General features: G+C 67.0%; 15 protein-coding genes and 1 pseudogene. 6 read left to right on the top strand and 10 right to left on the bottom strand.

Annotation, left to right across the window (positions count from 1 at the left end; genetic code table 11):
* Nucleotides 1-13: 13 nt before the first annotated feature.
* From RI03_RS14125 to RI03_RS14135, 3 genes are read right to left on the bottom strand one after another with little or no spacing between them, the layout of a single operon-like run.
* The gene (locus RI03_RS14125) at nucleotides 14-871 is read right to left on the bottom strand and encodes an SMP-30/gluconolactonase/LRE family protein (RefSeq protein WP_037515351.1); all 858 of its coding nucleotides are present in this window, start codon (nucleotides 869-871) and stop codon (nucleotides 14-16) included.
* A 13-nt stretch (nucleotides 872-884) separates the two neighbouring features.
* The gene (locus tag RI03_RS14130; protein ID WP_010160587.1) at nucleotides 885-1,652 is read right to left on the bottom strand and encodes an SDR family NAD(P)-dependent oxidoreductase; all 768 of its coding nucleotides are present in this window, start codon (nucleotides 1,650-1,652) and stop codon (nucleotides 885-887) included.
* A 5-nt stretch (nucleotides 1,653-1,657) separates the two neighbouring features.
* On the bottom strand, nucleotides 1,658-2,791 hold the full coding sequence (locus RI03_RS14135; protein ID WP_010218053.1) for a fumarylacetoacetate hydrolase family protein: 1,134 nt from the start codon (nucleotides 2,789-2,791) through the stop codon (nucleotides 1,658-1,660).
* A gap of 105 nt (nucleotides 2,792-2,896) precedes the next feature.
* Between RI03_RS14135 and RI03_RS14140 the strand changes: the two genes are divergently transcribed.
* The 5 genes from RI03_RS14140 (at nucleotide 2,897) to RI03_RS14160 (ending at nucleotide 9,029) form a co-directional block, all read left to right on the top strand.
* Nucleotides 2,897-4,123, top strand: coding sequence for an SGNH/GDSL hydrolase family protein (locus RI03_RS14140; RefSeq protein WP_010218054.1), 1,227 nt, complete (start codon nucleotides 2,897-2,899; stop codon nucleotides 4,121-4,123).
* 311 nt (nucleotides 4,124-4,434) lie between these two features.
* Nucleotides 4,435-5,475 (top strand): acyltransferase family protein, encoded by a 1,041-nt coding sequence (locus RI03_RS22725; protein ID WP_081504224.1) that lies wholly within the window; start codon nucleotides 4,435-4,437, stop codon nucleotides 5,473-5,475.
* Between the two features lie 280 nt (nucleotides 5,476-5,755).
* Nucleotides 5,756-6,205 (top strand): DUF2231 domain-containing protein, encoded by a 450-nt coding sequence (locus tag RI03_RS14150; protein WP_138995669.1) that lies wholly within the window; start codon nucleotides 5,756-5,758, stop codon nucleotides 6,203-6,205.
* Nucleotides 6,205-7,539 (top strand): PQQ-dependent sugar dehydrogenase, encoded by a 1,335-nt coding sequence (locus RI03_RS14155; protein ID WP_010218057.1) that lies wholly within the window; start codon nucleotides 6,205-6,207, stop codon nucleotides 7,537-7,539. The genes RI03_RS14150 and RI03_RS14155 overlap by 1 nt, the downstream gene beginning before the upstream one ends.
* Nucleotides 7,540-7,739: 200 nt before the next feature.
* Nucleotides 7,740-9,029, top strand: coding sequence for a dipeptidase (locus RI03_RS14160; RefSeq protein WP_010218058.1), 1,290 nt, complete (start codon nucleotides 7,740-7,742; stop codon nucleotides 9,027-9,029).
* Nucleotides 9,030-9,280: 251 nt separating this feature from the next.
* On the opposite strand, the gene RI03_RS14165 is transcribed toward RI03_RS14160, so the two are convergent.
* The 5 genes and pseudogenes from RI03_RS14165 to RI03_RS14185 form a co-directional block, all read right to left on the bottom strand.
* The gene (locus tag RI03_RS14165) at nucleotides 9,281-11,590 is read right to left on the bottom strand and encodes a TonB-dependent receptor domain-containing protein (RefSeq protein WP_010218059.1); all 2,310 of its coding nucleotides are present in this window, start codon (nucleotides 11,588-11,590) and stop codon (nucleotides 9,281-9,283) included.
* A 443-nt stretch (nucleotides 11,591-12,033) separates the two neighbouring features.
* On the bottom strand, nucleotides 12,034-12,924 hold the full coding sequence (locus RI03_RS14170) for an HpcH/HpaI aldolase/citrate lyase family protein (protein ID WP_010218060.1): 891 nt from the start codon (nucleotides 12,922-12,924) through the stop codon (nucleotides 12,034-12,036).
* On the bottom strand, nucleotides 12,921-13,385 hold the full coding sequence (locus RI03_RS14175) for a MaoC family dehydratase (RefSeq protein ID WP_010218061.1): 465 nt from the start codon (nucleotides 13,383-13,385) through the stop codon (nucleotides 12,921-12,923). Before RI03_RS14175 ends, RI03_RS14170 begins: the two co-directional genes overlap by 4 nt.
* Before the next feature lie 187 nt (nucleotides 13,386-13,572).
* Entirely contained in the window at nucleotides 13,573-14,199 is a 627-nt protein-coding gene (locus RI03_RS14180; RefSeq protein ID WP_010218062.1) for a 2-dehydro-3-deoxy-6-phosphogalactonate aldolase, read from the bottom strand.
* Between the two features lie 4 nt (nucleotides 14,200-14,203).
* Nucleotides 14,204-15,099: pseudogene (locus RI03_RS14185) on the bottom strand (2-dehydro-3-deoxygalactonokinase).
* Nucleotides 15,100-15,284: 185 nt separating this feature from the next.
* Between RI03_RS14185 and RI03_RS14190 the strand changes: the two are divergent.
* The gene (locus tag RI03_RS14190; protein WP_010218065.1) at nucleotides 15,285-16,223 is read left to right on the top strand and encodes a Gfo/Idh/MocA family oxidoreductase; all 939 of its coding nucleotides are present in this window, start codon (nucleotides 15,285-15,287) and stop codon (nucleotides 16,221-16,223) included.
* A 335-nt stretch (nucleotides 16,224-16,558) separates the two neighbouring features.
* Here the strand turns inward: RI03_RS14190 and RI03_RS14195 are convergent, their stop codons facing one another.
* Together RI03_RS14195 and RI03_RS14200 are read right to left on the bottom strand one after the other, a co-directional pair.
* A complete protein-coding gene (locus RI03_RS14195; RefSeq protein ID WP_010218066.1) occupies nucleotides 16,559-17,947 on the bottom strand; it encodes an efflux transporter outer membrane subunit in 1,389 nt (462 codons plus the stop codon).
* Nucleotides 17,944-19,000, bottom strand: a 1,057-nt coding sequence (locus RI03_RS14200; protein WP_010218067.1) for an HlyD family secretion protein, incomplete at its 5' end; no start/stop codon positions are given. The genes RI03_RS14195 and RI03_RS14200, both read right to left, overlap by 4 nt.

A 19,000-nucleotide genomic window follows, 5' to 3' on the forward strand; every position in this document is an offset into this window, starting at 1 on the left:
CCTTCTCCGTCTTTTATAGTTTTGCCGGCGTCACGGGGAGACCCGCCACGCCGGGATCGAATGCGAAAAGATTGCCCGCCTCGGGCTGTTCCGCCAGCGCGGCGGGATCGAGCCCCTTGCGCGCGGTCGTCGCATAAGCGGTGCGCAGGTCGGGGCCGCCAAAGGCGATCTTTGTGATGTTGCCGACCGGGAAGCGCACCGACTGGAGCAGCGCGCCCGCCGGATCGTAGCGCCGCACCGCCCAGCCGCCGAACAGCCCGGTCCACAGGCAATTTTCGGAATCGAGCACACAGCCATCGGGATGCCCCGCGCCGTCCTCGATCTCGATATGCAGCACGGGCGCGCCGAGCGAACCGTCGTCGTTGATCGCGGCGCGCCAGATGCGCTTGCCGAGCGTATCGGTGTGATACAGCATCGTGCCGTCCGCGCTGATCGCGGGGCCGTTGGTGATCGCGACCGGCGGCAGGCCGCTGTCCTGCGTCACGCCGTCCGCATGGCGGTGCAGCCGTCCGGTCAGGCCCGCTTCCGAATCGTCCATCGTGCCGAACCAGATCCGGCCCTTCGCGTCGGTCGCCGCGTCGTTGAGGCGGTTGCCCGGATGCTCGGGCTCGGGATCGTGCAGCAGCGTGAACACGCCGCTTGCCGGATCGAAGCGGTGGAGCCCGGTCTTGACCCCGGCGACCATATCGCCCGCCTCGGTCGGCAGCACCCAGCCGATCTGGTCGGGCGCGGTCCAGTGCTGCGCGGTGCCGGTGGCAGGGTCGAAGCGATACAGGCGGTGCGCCTTGATATCGACGAACCACAGGGCGTCGCCGATCCACACCGGCCCTTCCCCAAGCGTCGCCGCAACCGCGAAAACCGACTGGACCATCGCCTGTATCCCCTCAGCGCCAGCCGGCATCGACGAAATAGTCGTGCCCCGTGCACATGCGGGCATCGTCCGATGCGAGGAACAGCGCAAGCGCCGCGACATCGGCGGGCTGGATCCGGCCGTCGAGGCATTGCGCGGAGACGATCTCCGCCTCGCCCTCGGGTGTGTACCATTTCTCCTGCCGCGGGGTCTGGACGTTGCCCGGCACGATCGTCGTCACGCGGATGTTGTCGCGGCCCAGATCGCGCGCGAGGCTGCGCGTCATGCCCTCGATCGCGGCCTTGGCGGTCTGGTAGAGGACGAGGTCGGGCAAGCCGAGATGCCAGCTGATCGACCCGAAATTGACGATCGCGCCGCCGCCTGCGCGCTGCATGTGCGGCACCGCCGCTTGTGCCGCAAAGAACAGGTGGCGCAGATTGACCGCCATTCGCTCGTCCCAATAATCGGGCGTCACTTCCGCGATGCCGTGGCGATCGTCATTGGCGGCGTTGTTGATCAACACGTCGATCCCGCCGAGCTGCTCGGCGACCGTCGCGATCGTCTGCTTGAGCGCAGCGATGTCGCGCAGGTCGCAGCCATGGAACCCGCCGGGTGCGAACTTCTCGGCGACCGCCGCGCCCGCATTGTGATCGATATCGAGGAAGCAGATCTCCGCGCGCTGTGCGGCGAACGCCTCGACCAGCCCCGCGCCGATCCCGGTCGCCCCCCCGGTGATGAGCACGCGCTTGCCTGCGAGGCTCGGATAGATCGCCCGTGTCGTCATCGTGGCGTCGGTCGGCATGGCCGTCACTGTTTTGTCTCCAGCAGGCCGCGTCGGGCCAGATTGGTCATCAGCGCGCCGATCCCGGTCGCCCAGGGCGCGGCATCGCGCGAGGTGACGACGCGGTTGACGAGGCGCCCGAGCTTGGCGCTTTCGATCGACACCGTGTCGCCGACCTTGTGGGTAAAGCCGCGGCCGGGTTCGTCGCGGTCCTGCACCGGCGCGAACAGCGTGCCGAGGAACAGCGCGAAGCCGTCGGGATATTGATGCTCGCTCAAGGTCTGACGGACGAGCTCGAGCGGATCGCGGCTGATCTCGGCCATGTTGCTCGCGCCTTCGAGGACATAACCGTCCTCGCCTTCGATCCGGAGCGCGACCTCGGCGGAGCGGACGTCGTCGATCCCGAAACTGTCGTCGAACAGCCGCACCAGCGGGCCGAGCGAACAGGACGCGTTATTGTCCTTCGCCTTGCCGAGCAGCAATGCCGACCGCCCCTCGAAATCCCGCAGGTTGACGTCGTTGCCGAGCATCGCGCCGACCGTCTTGCCGTGGCTGTCGACCAGCAGCGCGATCTCGGGCTCGGGGTTGTTCCAGGTCGAATCCGAGCGGATCCCGATCTCGGCATCCGCGCCGACCGTGGCGAGCACGGGAGCCTTGGTGAACACCTCGGCATCGGGGCCGATCGCCACTTCGAGATATTGCGACCACAGGCCATCGTCGATCAGCGCCTGCTTGAGCGCCGCCGCCTCGGGCGTGCCCGGCACGACGCCGCGGATCGACCCGCCGACGCGCGTCTCGAGCCGTTCGCGGATCGCGCTCGCGGCAGCGGGATCACCGCGCCCACGTTCCTCGATCACGCGTTCAAGCGCGGAGACCGCGAAGGTGACGCCCGCGGCCTTGACGCATTGCAGGTCGACAGGGCTGAGCAGCGCGGCCGTTTCGAACGCGAAATCGGGGAGCGGCGTGCCGCCCACACCGCTGAAATCACCGCGGTCGATCAGCGCGGAGACGGTCGGCGCGACGCGCGCCATGTCGAACGCCTGCCCGCGCACGAGCAGGATCGGCGACGGGCCGTCCTCCGTCTGGATCCGACCAATGAAACTTCCCGAACCCCAGTCCCCCGGCAGCGCAGACGCCATCCCGCCTCGTTCGCCCTTCATACCCGCTCCACTCGACATTTTATTTTGATAGCGCTAACAACACCAGCGTCGGCGCGCTGTCAAGGCCGTGACAGCCACAAGATAGTGGCGTGGAGAGGAAACGGGATGAAAACGATCCGCACGATCGGGCTCGCGGCTTTAGGGGTGCTGTTGCTGGGGGCCGCGGCACCGCAACCCGCGCGCTGGGTCGGCAGTTGGGCGACCGCGCAGCAGATCCCCGAACCGCGCAACGCGCTTGCCGATCCGCTGCTGACCGATGCGACGCTGCGGCAAGTCGTCCGGCTTTCGATGGGCGGCAAACACCTCCGTATCCAACTGAGCAACGCGTTCGGGACCGAGCCGCTTCGCGTCCAGGCCGCGCACGTCGCGCTGGCCGGCAAGGGTGCCGCGCTGATCGTCGGAAGCGACCGCACGCTGACCTTCGATGGCGCGGCGGAGGTGCTGATTCCGGCGGGGGCGAGCTACTGGTCCGATCCGGTGACGCTCGACGCGCCCGCGCTGTCTTCGGTCGCAGTGTCGGTCTATCTTCCGGTCGCGCCCAAGGGACAGACGAGCCACCCCGGATCGCGTGCGACCAGCTATCTCGTCCACGGCAACCACGTCGGCGATGCCGCGCTGGCGGACGCGCAGACGACCGAACACTGGTTCCAGCTTGCCGGCGTCGCGGTCGAGGCGGCCGCGCGCGACGCACGTGCGGTCGTGACGCTGGGGGATTCGATCACCGACGGGCATGGCGCGACCACCAACGGCAACGATCGCTGGCCCGACCTGCTGGCGGAGCGGCTGCAGGCGGACCCGGCCACGCGCGGGATCGGGGTGCTCAACCATGGAATCGGCGGCAATCGTCTGCTCGCGGACGGGCTCGGGCCGAACGTGCTTGCACGGTTCGACCGCGACGTGCTCGCGCAACCGGGGGTGCGCTATCTGATCGTGCTCGAGGGGATCAACGATCTCGGCACGCTGACGCGCGAGGCGCCCGTCTCGCGCGAGGCGCATGTCGCGCTGGTGGCGCGGATGATCGGCACGTACCGGCAGATCGTCGCGCGCGCGCATGCCGCCGGTATCAAGGTCTATGGCGCGACGATCCTGCCCGATGGCGGATCGGGCTATTACCACCCCGACGCGCAGAACGAAGCGGATCGCGCGGCGGTCAACGCGTGGATCCGCGCGCCCGGGCATTTCGACGCGGTGATCGATTTCGACGCGACGATGCGCGATCCGGCTGCGCCGACGAAGCTGCGCAAGGATTATGATTCGGGGGATGGGTTGCATCCGTCGCCGGTCGGGTATCGGGCGATGGCGGGGAAGGTTCCGTTGGGGCTGTTTCGGTAGGGTTGGGGTTTGCGGACGCGGGTGTCGGAAACGCCCGATTACGGTCATTCGGTTGAGCATGCTATGATACCAAGAAAAGACGGTGCCAGGGTGGGCGCGCCGTCGGGCTTATACAGATGGCTGCGGAGAGCGCCGCTTAACTCATGATGCTCAAGAGGTTCAAACGGAGGCCTGTGCCTTACCTTGATTGTAGAGCCTAAGCCCGTCACTCGTCGCGACGTCTCGACGAAACAAAAACGATTGCAGGAGACGCTTGTAATAACGGAACAAGCACTTCAGATCCGGAGGCAGCAATACGGGGGCCACGGCATATGCAAAGACATCGTGTAGATTTTCTGGATGGACTACGCGGCCTGTCCATAACTTTAGTCATATTTTTTCATTATCTGGGGCCGGTGCACCAAGATATTCACCCATATTCGGCGGGATACATTGACCCGCTAGCTCATTGGGGGTGGTCTGGCGTGGAGATGTTTTTCCTTATATCTGGCTTCGTCATTTTTATGACTATTGAAAGGTGCAATAGGCTCCCGACATTCATACTTAAACGGTGGATTCGCCTATTTCCGGGAATGCTGATTGCCACGGTACTGTCTTTTGCGTTTGTAAGCCTGTCATTTATGCCATTGGCAACCAATTCAACCGGTAACATTCTTGATATAATACCGGGACTCACGTTTGTCTCACCGTCATTTTACCATGCCATATTTAAGATTAAATTTGAATCTTTGGACCCTGTGTTTTGGACATTGTACACAGAGGTAGCATTTTACCTGCTCTTTTCAGTTATGTACTTTGCTGCTGGATGGCGGGTTGCGATAGCTGGGTTGTTGGCGATTGCAATCATCACCCTAGTGGGGCCGAGCCTTCTAGCTAGCACGCACTTGCCAAAAGTCTTGGTCAGAAGCCTTGAGCCGCTGCAATGGCTTCGGATGGATCTCCTTGGCTGGTTTGCCTCCGGCGCGCTGTTCTTCAAGGCGCGTCAAATGCGAAGTAACGGCCTATTTTTCGTCGCGCTTCTCGTCGGCATAGGATCCGCCCTGCTACAAAGTGGAAGCTCCCTTGCCTGGCAAGACCACGCCGTCCTTTTGATAATCGTTGCTTTATTTGCCGGCGCTCAAAAGAGTATCGAACTCCAGAGGTTATTCGCTGCGCCGCCGATGAAGTTTATGGGATACATCAGCTATCCCCTCTATCTCATCCACAACACGATCGGAAATTCGACGCTTGGATGGGCCGGGCGGGCGTTCCCAAACGCCGAGCCGATATTTGTGATATCGGTGGTTATGCGGCCGTTATTACCGCGGCATACGTCATTGCGCGCTGGATCGAACCAGCCACAAAGCGATTGATAGAACTGTCGCTGCCATGGGCAAGGGGATAACCGCGAAGGGCTGCCATAGTACAGGACGGACGGTGACAATGGATTCCCGCCTACGCGGGAATGACGGACCGGTTGCGGGGAATTCCGCTCCCCCATCGTCATCCCTATAACAGCAGCCCCCACCAACGCCGGCCATCCGCAGCCATGACGCGACGCGCCCACCCAAACCAAAACCGACAATCCAGCAACACTTTGGAACAGTCGCGCCCTCGAAACGTAGGAGCGGGGACTTCCGAGGAATGCAGACCATGGCGCAACGAGACGTACACGCGATCGGGACGGCAACGCCGCCGCATCCGATCCACACTTTGCTTGCGGCGTTTCCGCTCGCGTTCTTCACCACCGCGTTCCTGACCGATCTGACCTACGTCAACACTGCCGAAATGCAGTGGGCGAACTTCTCGGTCTGGCTGATCACCGGGGGGCTGATTATGACGGTGTTCGCGGCTATCGCGGGGATCGTCGATTATGCGCGCAACCGCCACCTGCGCCGCGCGCCGCGGCCGTGGTTCCACAGCCTGCTCAACCTCGCGGTGCTGGTGCTGGGGACGATCAATGCGTTCGTCCACAGCCGTGACGCGTGGACCTCGGTGATGCCGACCGGGATCCTGCTGTCGGCGATCGTCGCGGTGCTGGTGATCGCGGCGAGCTGGACCGGCGTGTCGGTCGCCCATCGTACCAATGCAGGAGTCGCCTGATGCGCCGTCTTTCCCCCCTCGTCCTCGGCGTTGCGACGCTGGCGCTGGCGTCCTGCAGCGGTGCGGGCGGCTCGACCGAGCAACAGATCGGCGCGAACCCGGCGCTGCCCGCGATCAACCAGTATCTCCTTCCGCCGATGCACGTCGCGCCGGTCGGCACCTGGGCCGCGGGCGAGACCCCGACGGTCGCGCCGGGGCTCCAGGTGACCGCGCTCGCCACCGGGCTGACGCATCCGCGCCAGCCGTTCGTCCTCCCCAATGGCGACGTGCTTGTGGTCGAGGCGAACGGCCCCGGCAGTGCACCGATCAAGCGCCCGAAGGAGCTGATCATGGGCTGGGTGCAGGGCTACGCGGGTGCGAGCGCGAAGGGTGGCAACCGGATCACGCTGCTGCGCGACACCAATGGCGACGGCAAGCCCGACGTGCGCAGCGTGTTCCTCGACCATCTCCACTCGCCGTTCGGGATCGCCTTGGTCGGCGGTGACCTGTACGTCGCCAATACCGATGCGATCGTGCGCTTTCCCTATGTCACCGGGCAGACCAGGATCACCGTGCCGGGCGTCAAGCTGACCGATCTGCCCGGCGGGCCGATCGACCATCACTGGACCAAGAGCCTCGTCGCGAGCCCCGATGGCAGCAAGCTGTACGTCGGCGTCGGATCGAACAGCAACATCACCGAGAACGGGATCGAAGCGGAGAAGAACCGCGCCGCGGTGTGGGAGGTCGACCGCTCGAACGGCGCGTCGCGGTTGTTCGCGACCGGGTTGCGCAACCCCAACGGGCTGACCTTCAACCCAGCGAGCGGGCAATTGTGGGCGGTGGTCAACGAACGCGATGAGATTGGGCCGGATCTGGTTCCGGACTACATGACCTCGGTCAAGGACGGGGCCTTTTACGGGTGGCCGTACAGCTTCTGGGGCCAGCACGTCGATCCGCGCGTCATGCCGCAGCGGCCCGACCTCGTGAAGAAGGCGATCCTGCCGGATTACGGGCTCAGCTCGCATGTCGCGCCGCTCGGGCTGGTGTTCTCCACCGGGGCGAGCCTGCCCATGGCTTATCAGGGCGGCGCATTCGTGGCGGAGCATGGCAGCTGGGATCGCGGCAATCTCAACGGCTACAAGGTCGTCTACGTGCCCTTCGCGGGTGGCAAGCCGAGCGGCAAGGCGCAGGACGTCGTGACCGGCTTCGTCGGCGGCAACGGCAAGGCGCGCGGACGTCCGGTCGGGCTGGCGGTCGACAAGACGGGAGCGCTGCTGATCGCGGACGATCTCGGGAATACGGTGTGGCGCGTGACGGCGAAGGCAAGGCCGATGGCGACCGCTTCGTTGCGGTAACGCCGACTGCGTTGATATCGCTTCCCCGGCGGAGGCCGGGGCCCAATAGCGGAGGTCGAGGTAAGTCAGGTCACTCCTCGCCCCCGATCGTTTCGCTACTGGGCCCCGGCCTTCGCCGGGGAAGATGTGGTATCGCTGTTTGCGGCTTGTCGCTTGTGTCGGGTTGGCTACCACGAGTCTTTCCCCGGGAAGGACCGCCGATGTCGCGATACGTCACAGCCCTCGCTCTTGCCGCTGCCGTTCTCGCGACCCCCGCCGTCGCGGACGTCTACGACACCCGCGTCGCGCACATCCTCCGCGCCACCCCGCTGATCGACGGACACAATGACTGGCCCGAAACGCTCCGCGAGCGCGAGGGCGAGCAGCGCTGGAGCATCGACCTCGCCACAGGGCTCGACCGGCGCACGCCCAAATACGACACCGACATCGCGCGGCTGCGCAAGGGCGGGGTCGGCGGGCAATTCTGGTCGGTCTATGTCGATGCAGCGCTCCCTGGGCTCGAGCAGGTCAAGCAGACGCTCGAGCAGATCGACCTCGTCCACCAGATCGTCGCGCGCTATCCGAAGGACTTCGCGCTCGCGCGCACCGCGGACGACGTGCGGCGGATCCACCAGTCGGGGCGGATCGCGTCGCTGATCGGGGTCGAGGGCGGCGGGCAGATCGACGCGAGCCTGTCGGTGCTGCGCGCCTATCACGATCTCGGCGCGGGCTATCTGACGCTGACCCATTCGCGCACGATCGCCTGGGCGGATTCGGCGACCGACGATCCGCACCACCACGGCCTGACCCCGTTCGGTGAGGCGGTGGTCGGCGAGCTCAACCGGCTCGGGATGCTGGTCGATCTGTCGCACGTGAGCGAAGAGACGATGCGCGACGCGCTTCGCGTGACCAGGGCGCCGGTGATCTTCTCGCATTCCGGCGCGCGCGCGGTGGACGACCATCCGCGCAACGTGTCGGACGACGTGCTCAAGCTGGTCGCGGCGAATGGCGGCGTGGTGATGGTAAATTTCGCGCCGAACTATGTGTCGGACGCGTATCGCCGCTGGTCGGCGGACAAGGCGGCGGAGGCGACCCGGCTCAACGCGCCGCCGTTCGGCGGGCTCTATATCGGGCAACCCGACAAGGCGGCGGCCGCGATGCAGGACTGGCTGGCGAAGAATCCCGCGCCTCGCGTGACGCTCGCGCAGGTTGCGGACCATGTCGCGCATATCGCGCGGGTCGCGGGGGTCGATCATGTCGGGATCGGGTCGGATTTCGACGGGGTCGGCAGCGTGTTGCCCGAGGGGCTGGGTGACATCTCGACCTACCCCGCGCTGCTCGCGGAAATGATGCGGCGCGGGTGGAGCGACGGCGACGTCGCGAAACTGGCGGGCGGCAACGTGCTCCGCGTGATGGCGGCGGCGGAGCGGGTGGCGAAGGGGATGGCGGGGACGCTGCCGGCGACAGGGACGCAGGCCGGGATGGATGCGGTCGGCACGCCCGCTCGGTAGCGTTGAAGGGCGGTGCGCGAACGACCCCCGGGGGGGGGAGGTACGGGCCTTGAAATCATTGTGAGATTATCGCGGGTTTTTCCCCCTTTGATTCCTCCCCGGCGAAGGCCGGGGCCCAGTAGCGAGGAACGAGGTAACGAAGCGCATCCGCTTGCATTCTCTCGTTTCGCTACTGGGCCCCGGCCTTCGCCGGGGAAGGAAGTAAGAGGGGGAAGCAGGTGTGGAGAGGGCACACGCCCACCCCTCACCCGTCAGAACCCCTTCTTCACCGTCACGAAGAACTGCCGCGGCGCGCCCGCCAGCAGCGTCTGGTTGTCGCCGCTCTTGCCGAAACCGTTCGACCCGATCGTCGCGATATAGCCGAGGTCGGTCAGGTTGGTCACGCTGCCCTCGATCCCCAGCCCGTCCAGCACGCCGTCGCCGTGGAAGGTGTAGCCGATCGTCGCATCGACCAGCACGCGACCGGGCACCGACTGGTCGTTGAGATAGGTGAAATAGCGCTTCGACATGTAGTTCGCGCCGACCCGTGCGAGGACATGGCCGTCGTCATAGACCGCTTCGCCCTTGAGCATATGCTCGGGGTTGTCGGGAACGGTCTTGCCCTTGGTCGCGGTGTCGATCTGCCCGATCGAGCCGACCGCGGTGCTGATCACGTTGTCGCGATATTCCGCCTTGCCGTAGGAATAGGACGCATAGAGCGAGACGGCCGGCATCACCTTGTACGTGCCAGTCACTTCGACGCCGTAGTTGCGCACCGACCCGACGTTCTGCAGCGTCGTCGGGTTGCCCGCGCCGCCGGTGCCGTTCGCCAGCGACAGCAGGCGGTTCGAGAAGTCGACATAATAGCCCGCGATCGACGCCTGGAACCCGTTCATCCGGAAACGTCCGCCGACTTCATAGCTGTCCGACCGCTCGGGCTTGAGCGTGTTGCGAATGAGGTCGAGCCCGGTCTGCGTCGTCGCGAACGGCGAACCGCCGACCGCCGCCGAGGTAAAGGCGCGCATGTTCTGCGTGAAGGTCGCGAACAGTTCGGTCTGGCCGCCGATCCGATACAGCGCACCGACCTGCGGCAGGAACCAGTCCTTCGCCTCGATCTTGCCGGCGGCGAGCGTGCCGACGATTGCCTTGGCGCGGTTGATGACCTGCAGGCCCTTCCACCCGCCCGACAGCGTCAGGTCGCCGAGCGTCAGCTTGTCGGAGACGTAATACATCAGCGTCTCGGTATCGAACTTGGCGTCGAACTGCGTGAAGAACGGGTTGGTCTTGAAGTCGAGTGTCGGGAGCGAGGCGGTCGCCTGGTTGGCGAGGCCGTAGAAGCGACGCGCATTCTCGAAATTGTTCGATTCATACCAGCCACCGATCTCGAGATGGTTTGGCCCGGTGTCGACCGCGACATGGCCGAGCACGCCACCGCGATGGATGTCATATTCGGTCGTCCGCACCGACAGCGCCGCGCCACCCGGCGTCGGCGTGTACGGCAGGTACCAGACGCCCTGGCCGTGGTTATTGTGATAATAGCCGGTCAGCTTGAGCGAGACGTGGTCGGTCAGCCGGCCATCGAAGGTCGCGCCCGCGAGATAATCCTTCCGCAGGCCGCCCGCATCGAAATAGACGTCGTCGACGGTCTGGTACGGCGCGGGGAAGGTCGTGCCCGCGGTCGGATAGGGCAGCGGCTTCCCGGCACCGGCGTTCTGGTTGGCATAGACCTGCGCGAGCCGTGTCGCGAGCGGGAAGTCATTCGAGATGTTGTCGAGATTATACCCGAACCGCTTGATCAGATCGAGGCTGAGATCCTGGTAATCCTGCTCGCGGCGATCCGAATAATCGAAGAAGCCGGTGATCGATCCGCGGCTGCCGAGGTCCTGCGTGATTTTGGCGTTGACCTGATGCTGGCGCTGTTCGCCGAAGCCCTTCCACTTGTCGGTTTTGAGATAGCCGTAGCTGATATAGCCCTTGAGCCCCTGGCCGGTGATGTCGCCGCTCTCGAGCCGGACGAAGCCGCGATAGGTCTCGTCGCTGCCATAGGTGCCCGAGGCGACGATGCCCAACTTGTCGGACGGTTTGAGCGAGGTGAATTCGATCGTCCCGCCGAGGTTGCTGCTCGATGCGGTGCCGAGCGCGCCCGCGCCTTGCGCCACCGCGGCCACGCCGAGGTTTTCCGAGATGATCGCGCGGCTGATGTGAAGGCCGTTCGAATTGCCGTAGCTCATGTCGCCGAGCGGAATGCCGTCGAGCGTGAAGCCGAGCTGGTTCTGGTTGAACCCGCGCAGCGTGATCCGCGACGACCATTCATACGCGCCGAACGCGTCGGCGGCCTGGTAATTGACGCCGGGGAGCTTGGCGATCGCCTTGAGCGGGGTCGAGCCGGGGGTGAGGCGCTCGATGTCGAGGTTGCTGACGGTCTGCACCTGCCGCGCCTGGCCGAAGCCGAGCACGACGATATCGGGCTGGTCGGCGGCGGGAGTCTCGGTCGCGGAAGCATCGCTCGGCTGCGGTTCGGTCGTCGGGGCGGGCGTCGGGGCTGTCTGGGCGAACGCGCTTGGCGAAACGAAGGCAAGCATCATCGAACCCGCAAGCAGGTGAACACGAAGTGTCATTCTGGAGACTCCCTGACGGGCCGGTTGTCGACCTCATCGTCGCGCATGACGACTCAGTGTTGCAGCGTAATGACCGTTTCGGGTCTAATCCGTGTCGATTGGGTAGCGGTTTTGGCGAGCGTCAGCGCAAGACCGCTGCGGCGGTGGTTTACACTGGATATTGCGGAAGTGGTTGCGGGCGGCTCTTAAGCCCCTCCCCTTCAGGGGAGGGGTTGGGGGTGGGGCAGATCAGCAGAACCAGCCCTCTGCGAGGCACTTCCCCACCCCAACCCCTCCCCTAAAGGGGAGGGGCTTGAAAAAGCTATCACACGTTGAGCAACCCTTTGGCCGGCGGAACAACTGTGCGATCCGGCGGGTCACTCTCCGTATCGAGCAGCCTGCAACATCAAGTGCGCCGGTTACAACGCCTACCCCCCGTAAGCCCCCACCTTCGCCAGCACAGCCCGCGCCTGCTTCAGATGCGGAATATCCAGCATCCGCCCATCAAGCCCGACCGTCCCCGCGCCCCCAGCCGCCTCGAACGCCGCGACGACCCGCTCGGCGAACGCGACTTCCGCGGCATCCGGCAGATAGCTTTCGTTGATCGCCGCAACCTGCGCGGGGTGGATCGCGAGCCGCCCGGTAAACCCCTCCGCGCGCGACGCGCGCGACGAGGCGCGCAACCCCGCCTCGTCGCGGAAATCGACGTACAGCGTGTCGACCGCCTGCACCCCCGCCGCCTTCGCACCGAGCAACGTCAGCGTCCGCACCGTGCGATAGGTCAGCGCCCAGCCGCCCGCCGGATCGAGATTGGTCGAGGCCCCCAACGCCGCCGCCAGATCCTCCGCACCCCACGTCAGCCCCGCAAGCCGAGCCTGCCGCACCCTGGCGTATTCCCCCAGCGTGAACGGCGCAGCGGCGGTCTCGGTCGCGACCGGCAGGATCGCGATCGATCCGGCGGCCAGCCCCGCCTGCGCCTCGAGCGCGTCGAGATAGAAGGAGAGCTGCGCGATATCGGCAGGACCGGCGCATTTGGGGAGCATCACGCCATCGGGCGCCGCCGCCACCACTGCGACCAGATCGTCGAGCACCATCCCGCTATCGAGCGGGTTGATCCGAACCCACAACTGGCTGGTCCGCGCTTCCTGTGGTCGATCCGTGAGCAGCCCCGCGACGAGCTCCCGCCCGCGCGCCTTGTTCTCGGGCGCGACCGAATCCTCGAGATCGAAGATCAGCGCATCCGCGCCGGTGCTGTCCGCCTTGGCGAGCTTCTTCTCGCTGTCGCCGGGGATGAACAGCCAGGAGCGCAGGTCGATCATGCGGCGTCTCCCGCGGGGGTCTTGCGCTGCAATCCGGTGCGCTTGCACGTCGCGACGAGTTCGTCGCGCTGGTTGAACGCGCGGTGGACGAAGGTGACGATCCCCGCGTCGGGGCGCGAGCGGGATTCGCGCAGGTCGACCACCTCGGTCTCGATCCGCAGCGTATCGCCGATGAACACGGGCGCGGGAAAGCGCACCTCGTCCCACCCGAGATTGGCGACCGCGGTGCCGAGCGTCGTGTCGCCGACCGACACGCCGACCATCAACCCGAGCGTGAAGGTCGAATTGACGATGATCCGGCCGTAGTCGCTGGTCTTCATATATTCGGCGTCGAGATGAAGCTGCGCGGGGTTGTGCGTCAGCGTCGAGAACAGGAGGTTGTCGGTCTCGGTCACGGTGCGCCGGATCGCGTGGGCGAAGGTCTGGCCTACCGCAAGCTGCTCGAACCACAATCCCGCCATCGCTTGCCGCTCCCGTTTACCGCCCTGTACCGGGCCTGTCTGTGTTGCAGGCACGGCCATACCAGCGATTTCGGGAAGGGCCAGAGGACGATGCCCCCGCCCCCCCGTTCGTTTCGAGCGAAGTGGAGAAACCGGGCACAGCGCAGGTTTCTCAACTACGCTTGAAACGAACGGGAGGAAGAGGCGCTCACCCAAGCGCCGCGATAAACGTGCGCGCATTCGCCCCGACCTGCTCCGCCGTCGCGCCAACCGAATACAGCGCACCGCCCAGCCCGAACCCGGCGGCGCCCGCCGCGGTCCACGAGGCCATCCCCTCGGGCGTGATCCCGCCGACCGGCAGCACGCGCACCGTCTTGGGCAGCACCGCGCGCATTGCCTTGAGCACGACCGGGCTCGCCGCTTCCGCCGGGAACAGTTTCAGCGCGGTCGCGCCTGCCTCGAGCGCCGCGAACGCTTCGCTCGGCGTCGCGATGCCCGGCAGCGAGACCAGCCCGGCGGCGGCAGTCGCCGTGATCACGCGCGGGTTCATGTTGGGGGAGATCACCATGGTCCCGCCCGCCGCCTGCACCGCCGCGACGCCATCGGTATCGAGCACCGTCCCCGCGCCGATGATCGCGCGCCCCGCGAACCGCTTCGCGAGCCGCGCGACGCTGTCGAGTGGGTCGGGCGAGTTCATCGGCACTTCGATCAGCGTGAAGCCCGCCTCGACCAGCGCCTCGCCGATCGCCTCGACTTCGTCGGGGCGGACCCCGCGGAGGATCGCGACCAGCGGGCAGCGCGCGAAGGCGGCGTCGAAATCGGCGATCATGGTCATGCGATCATTCTCCAAGGGCTTGCGCGAGCGCGATGATACCGGCGGCAAAGGCGGCGTGGCTGTCGACGACGTGCGGCGTGCCGCCATTCGCCGACACCGCGATGGCATAGAGCCCCCCGAGGTCGGGGTCGGACAGGATATGGACATCGCCCGCGCCGCTTTCGAGCCGCACCGCGACGTCGCTGCCGATCAGCAGACCGCTTGCATAGGAGGCGGCGTCGGAATCGTCGCGCTGGCCGAGCAGCTTGCTCGCGCGGATGCCGAACAAGGCGGCGGACAGGTCGCGCCGCTTGCCCGCCGCGACGCCGTCGCGGAACGCCGCGCCGGGCGTGACAGTGCCGCCGAGCTGCGTCGACAACAGGCCGTGCCGCGCAGCAAGGCGAACAGTTCGCCGGTCATCGCGGTGGTGAAGTCGACCACCACGCCGCCTGCGACGCGCGCCCATTTGCAATGCGTGCCGGGCTGGCAGAGCAGACCGTCGCGCGGCACAAGCCCCGCGGCGATCGCACCGAGCAACTGGATTTCCTCGCCCCGCATCACGTCGGCGCGCGCGCCGTCGCGGAACGAGAGACCGGGGACGATCGCGGTGCGGTCATCGATCCAGCCGAGCCGCGGCGCGATCGTGTCGATCCCGGCGGGCACGCCGACATAGGGCACGTCGCGCCAGCCGATCGTCGAACCGACCATCCCCGCGAGCAGCATCGGCAGATCCCCGAAGCGTGCGCGCAGGTCGGCGACTTCGGCGGGGAAGCCATCGGCGGGGACGGCGGTCACTCCGCGCGCGTCGCGGTCGGTCGCGACCACCTGCCCGCCTTCGATGCGATAGACGCGGCGGTTGGTGGTCCCCCAATCGACCGCGAGAAAGGCGTCGCCAAAGCGTGCGGCGCGGGATGTGGTCATTGCTGCGCGTCCTTCGCGGCACCGGCCGAAGCGGGATCGATATGCCTCCGGGAGGCGGGTCGCGTCCTATTGATCCGACTGATCGTCCTTGTCCACCCGCGCTGGCGCTCCCGGGATCGCGTCGCTTGCTGACCTTCCTGACGCGTTCTATGGCCGCAATACTCAGACCAAAGACGAGACACGCCATGCCCGACGCCGCCGCACACCCGATCCGCCTAGCGATCGTCGGAATCGGGAAGATCGCGCGCGACCAGCATGTCCCCGCGATCGACAAGGATCCGCGGTTCGCGCTGGTCGCGACGGCGGACCCGCACGGCAGCCTGCCGAACGTCCCGAGCTATCCCGATCTTGGCGCGATGCGCGCCGCGCTGCCCGATCTCGACGCGGTCGCGATCTGCACCCCGCCCGCCTACCGCGCCGCGATTGCCGCCGAGGCGATCGAAGCGGGGCTGGCGGTGCTGCTCGAGAAACCGACCGCGGCGACACTGGCGGAGGCCGAGGCGATCGTCGCGCAGGCAGCCGCCGCCGGAACGACGCTGATGACGACGTGGCACTCGCGCGAGGCGGCGGCCGTCGCCGAGGCACGCGCCTGGGTCGCCGGGCGTCGTGTCGACCGGGTCGCGATCACGTGGAAGGAAGACATTCGCCGCTGGCATCCCGGGCAGGAATGGATCCTCGCGGAGAACGGGTTCGGTGTGTTCGATCCCGGCATCAACGCGCTGTCGATCCTGACCGCGATCCTGCCCGATCCGGTGACGGTCGAGACCGCGCACGTCCAGATCCCCGAGGGCCGCGCCGCCCCGATCGCGGCGACGCTGGCGATGGTGTCGGGCGGAACCGCGATCAGCGCCGACTTCGACTTCCTCCAGACCGGCCCGCAGAGCTGGGACATGCGGATCGACACCGATCGCGGGACGCTGGTGCTCAGCGACGGCGGCGCATCGATCGCGATCGACGGGGAAGCGCCGCGAAAGGCGGATAATATCGAATATCCGGCGATCTACGCGCGGTTTGCCGCGCTGATCGCGGCGGGGACGTCGGAGGTCGATCTGGCGCCGTTGCGGCTGGTCGAGGACGCGTTGCGCGTGGCGACGCGGGAGACGGTGGCGGCTTTCGCGTTTTGATTTCCCCCGTCACGTCGGCGGGGGCGAGACCTGTGCGGAGGTGGGTCTGTTCTCCTGCGAAAGCAGGAGCCCAGGAGTCACTAAAGCCGTAAGCCGTTGTATTGCTTGGCTCTGGATTCCTGCTTTCGCAGGAAAACAGCACCAGATCCGTAACGCGCTACCTTTCGCCGAGGTTTGATCGCCATTCCGCGCCGCAAAAAAGCTGCCGTCATGCTGAACGTGTTTCAGCATCCACCGTGCGACGAGCACGGCCCGGACTCGCGGAGGGCTGGATCCTGAAACGAGTTCAGGATGACGGACGGTTTTGCAGAACTCTTGCTTTCGCCGGGGTGGGGCTAGCGGCGTACCGCGGCGATATCGGCGTCGCTCCAGCCGCCGCCCATCGCCTGATATACCGACACGTACGACGTCAGCCGGTCCGAATTCGCCTGGACCAGCGCGAGCTCGGCGGTGAGCAACCCGCGTTGCGTGTCGAGCTGGTCGAGATACGATGAATAGCCGGCGCGATAGCGGTTCGACGCGTTGCGCAGCGCCGCCGCCAGCGCATCGCGCTGCCCGCGGATCGCCACCGCCTGCTGCCCCGAACGCTGGACCCCCGCGAGGCTGTCGTCGACGTCGCGGAACGCGCTGAGCGCGGCGCGGCGGTAGGCGTAGGCCGCCTGGTCGCGCCGCGCGGTCGCCGCGTCGGCGCTCGCGCGCAACCGCCCGCCGTCCAACAGCGGGGACAGGACGCTCCCGCCGAGCGAGAAGACCCCGACCGGATTGGCGAGCGCGGTCGTCAGGATCACCCCGACGGATCCGGTCAGCGCGACGTTGGGGAGCAACGCTGCGCGCGCGCTGTCGAGGCTGCGGTTGGCTGCGACGAGCGTCTGTTCCGCCTGATACAGATCGGGACGCCGCCGCAGCAGATCCGCCGGCAGCCCTTCCGGGATCGGCGGAAGCGTCAGCGCGGTCAGCGCCGCCCCGCGCGGAATCGCGCGCGGATTATCCCCGAGCAACAGGCTGAGCGCATCCTCCTGCCGCGTGATTGCGAGCTGCGCCTGCGGGATCAGCTGCTCGGTCGCGCGATATTCGCCTTCCGCCTGATGCAGTTCGAGGTTCGAGGTATAGCCGGTCTCCGCCCGCCGTCGCGCGATCCGCAGGCCGTCGCCGCGCGCGGCAAGCGTATCGCGCGCGACCGCGAGCCGCGCATCGAGCGCGCGCAGCGTGATGTAGCCGGTGGCGACGCTGCTCGCGAGGCCGAGCCGGACGACATCGCGCGCCCCTTCGCTCGAGAGCAACTGCGCGCGCGCCGCGGCGCTCGCGTTGCGGAGGCGCCCGAACAGGTCGGGGTCGTAGCTCGCGGTGATCGAGGGCTGCGCAGCGACGTTGGAGGTCGCGGTGCCGAACGCGTTCAACGCGCGCGCCTCCGAGGCGGGCAAACCCGCGCTGACGCTCGGGGAGAGTTGCGCGCGCGCGAGCCGCTCGGTCGCGCGGGCTTCCTCGACGCGGGCCGCCGCCGCACCAAGATCGGGATTGTTGGCGAGCGCGCGCGAGACGAGGTCCGTCAGCACCGGATCGCCGAACGCGTTCCACCAGTCCGCGCGGATCGGCGTGCCCGGACCGAACGTGGTCCGCCAGGCGGGCGGGGCCACGACCGCGGTCGCGGCGGGCGCCACCGGGCGCGGACCGATGCAACCCGCCAGCGCGAGCGCCACCGCCACCCCCCCGAGCGCGCGCGTCATCGGATCCGCGGCCCCGACGAGGTATCGACCCGCGCCTGCACCGACATGCCGGGGCGCAACCGCGCCGCGAGTGGCTGGCCCGGATCGACCTTGATCCGCACCGCGATCCGCTGCGGCACCTTGGTGAAATTGCCCGTCGCATTGTCCGCCTTGATCACCGCGAATTCGGACCCGGCGGCGGGGGACAGCTGCTCGACATGGCCGGTCAGCCGCGCATTGGCGAGCCCGTCGACGGTGAAGCTGGCCGGCTGGCCGACCGCCATCCGCGCAGTCTGCGCTTCCTTGTAATTGGCGATGACCCAGGTCTCGGGCGGCACGAGGAACATCAGCTGCGACCCCGCGGTCACATATTGCCCGACCCGCACGCCGACTTCGCTCAGCCGCCCGGTTTCGGGGGCGCGGACGACGGTGTTGTCGAAATCGATCTGCGCGAGCCGCTGCGCCGCGTCCGCGCCGCTGACCCCGGCGCGCTGCCCGCCGCGCCCGACCTCGACCGTGCGGATATCCTGCCGCGCGATCTCGCGCGCGGCATTCGCCTGGAGCACGCCGGCTTCCGCCTGCCGCAGCGCCGCGAGCGTCTGGTCGCGTTCGCGCAGCGACACCGACCCGTCAGTGACGAGATCGTTGACGCGGTTCATGTCGGCCTGCGCGCGGAGCAACTGCGCCCTCGCGTTGGCGACCGCGGCGTCCTGCGCCTGCAGGCTCGCGGCGCGCGCGCGCGCGGTCTGGTCGCTGTTGGCGAGCGTCGCCTGTTGCGCGGCGACCTGCGCCTTGGCCTGATCGACGCGCTGGCGGTAGATCCGATCGTCGATCCGGACGAGCGGCTGGCCTTTCGTGACGGTCGCGAAATCGCGCTGCAGCACCGCGGTGACATAGCCGCTCACCTGCGGGCTGATGACGGTGGTGCGGCCGCGCACATAGGCGTTGTCGGTCGATTCGGTCGCGGTCGCGAACGGCGGGAGCCGCCAGGCGGACAGCACCGCGCCGATCCCGACGAGCGACAGCACCACCGCGACGATCAGCGCGGTGCGCGACGGAAGCGGCGGGCGCCAG

The sequence above is a fragment of the Sphingomonas sp. PAMC 26621 genome (genome assembly GCF_000251145.1).
In the GTDB taxonomy this organism is placed as follows: domain Bacteria; phylum Pseudomonadota; class Alphaproteobacteria; order Sphingomonadales; family Sphingomonadaceae; genus Sphingomonas.

Bases quoted from the DNA above. Each gene is read 5' to 3' on its own strand.
- RI03_RS14125 (WP_037515351.1), bottom strand. From the start codon at position 871: ATGGTCCAGTCGGTTTTCGCGGTTGCGGCGACGCTTGGGGAAGGGCCG.
- RI03_RS14130 (WP_010160587.1), bottom strand. From the start codon at position 1,652: ATGCCGACCGACGCCACGATGACGACACGGGCGATCTATCCGAGCCTC.
- RI03_RS14135 (WP_010218053.1), bottom strand. From the start codon at position 2,791: ATGAAGGGCGAACGAGGCGGGATGGCGTCTGCGCTGCCGGGGGACTGG.
- RI03_RS14140 (WP_010218054.1), top strand. From the start codon at position 2,897: ATGAAAACGATCCGCACGATCGGGCTCGCGGCTTTAGGGGTGCTGTTG.
- RI03_RS22725 (WP_081504224.1), top strand. From the start codon at position 4,435: ATGCAAAGACATCGTGTAGATTTTCTGGATGGACTACGCGGCCTGTCC.
- RI03_RS14150 (WP_138995669.1), top strand. From the start codon at position 5,756: ATGGCGCAACGAGACGTACACGCGATCGGGACGGCAACGCCGCCGCAT.
- RI03_RS14155 (WP_010218057.1), top strand. From the start codon at position 6,205: ATGCGCCGTCTTTCCCCCCTCGTCCTCGGCGTTGCGACGCTGGCGCTG.
- RI03_RS14160 (WP_010218058.1), top strand. From the start codon at position 7,740: ATGTCGCGATACGTCACAGCCCTCGCTCTTGCCGCTGCCGTTCTCGCG.
- RI03_RS14165 (WP_010218059.1), bottom strand. From the start codon at position 11,590: ATGCTTGCCTTCGTTTCGCCAAGCGCGTTCGCCCAGACAGCCCCGACG.
- RI03_RS14170 (WP_010218060.1), bottom strand. From the start codon at position 12,924: ATGATCGACCTGCGCTCCTGGCTGTTCATCCCCGGCGACAGCGAGAAG.
- RI03_RS14175 (WP_010218061.1), bottom strand. From the start codon at position 13,385: ATGGCGGGATTGTGGTTCGAGCAGCTTGCGGTAGGCCAGACCTTCGCC.
- RI03_RS14180 (WP_010218062.1), bottom strand. From the start codon at position 14,199: ATGACCATGATCGCCGATTTCGACGCCGCCTTCGCGCGCTGCCCGCTG.
- RI03_RS14190 (WP_010218065.1), top strand. From the start codon at position 15,285: ATGCCCGACGCCGCCGCACACCCGATCCGCCTAGCGATCGTCGGAATC.
- RI03_RS14195 (WP_010218066.1), bottom strand. From the start codon at position 17,947: ATGACGCGCGCGCTCGGGGGGGTGGCGGTGGCGCTCGCGCTGGCGGGT.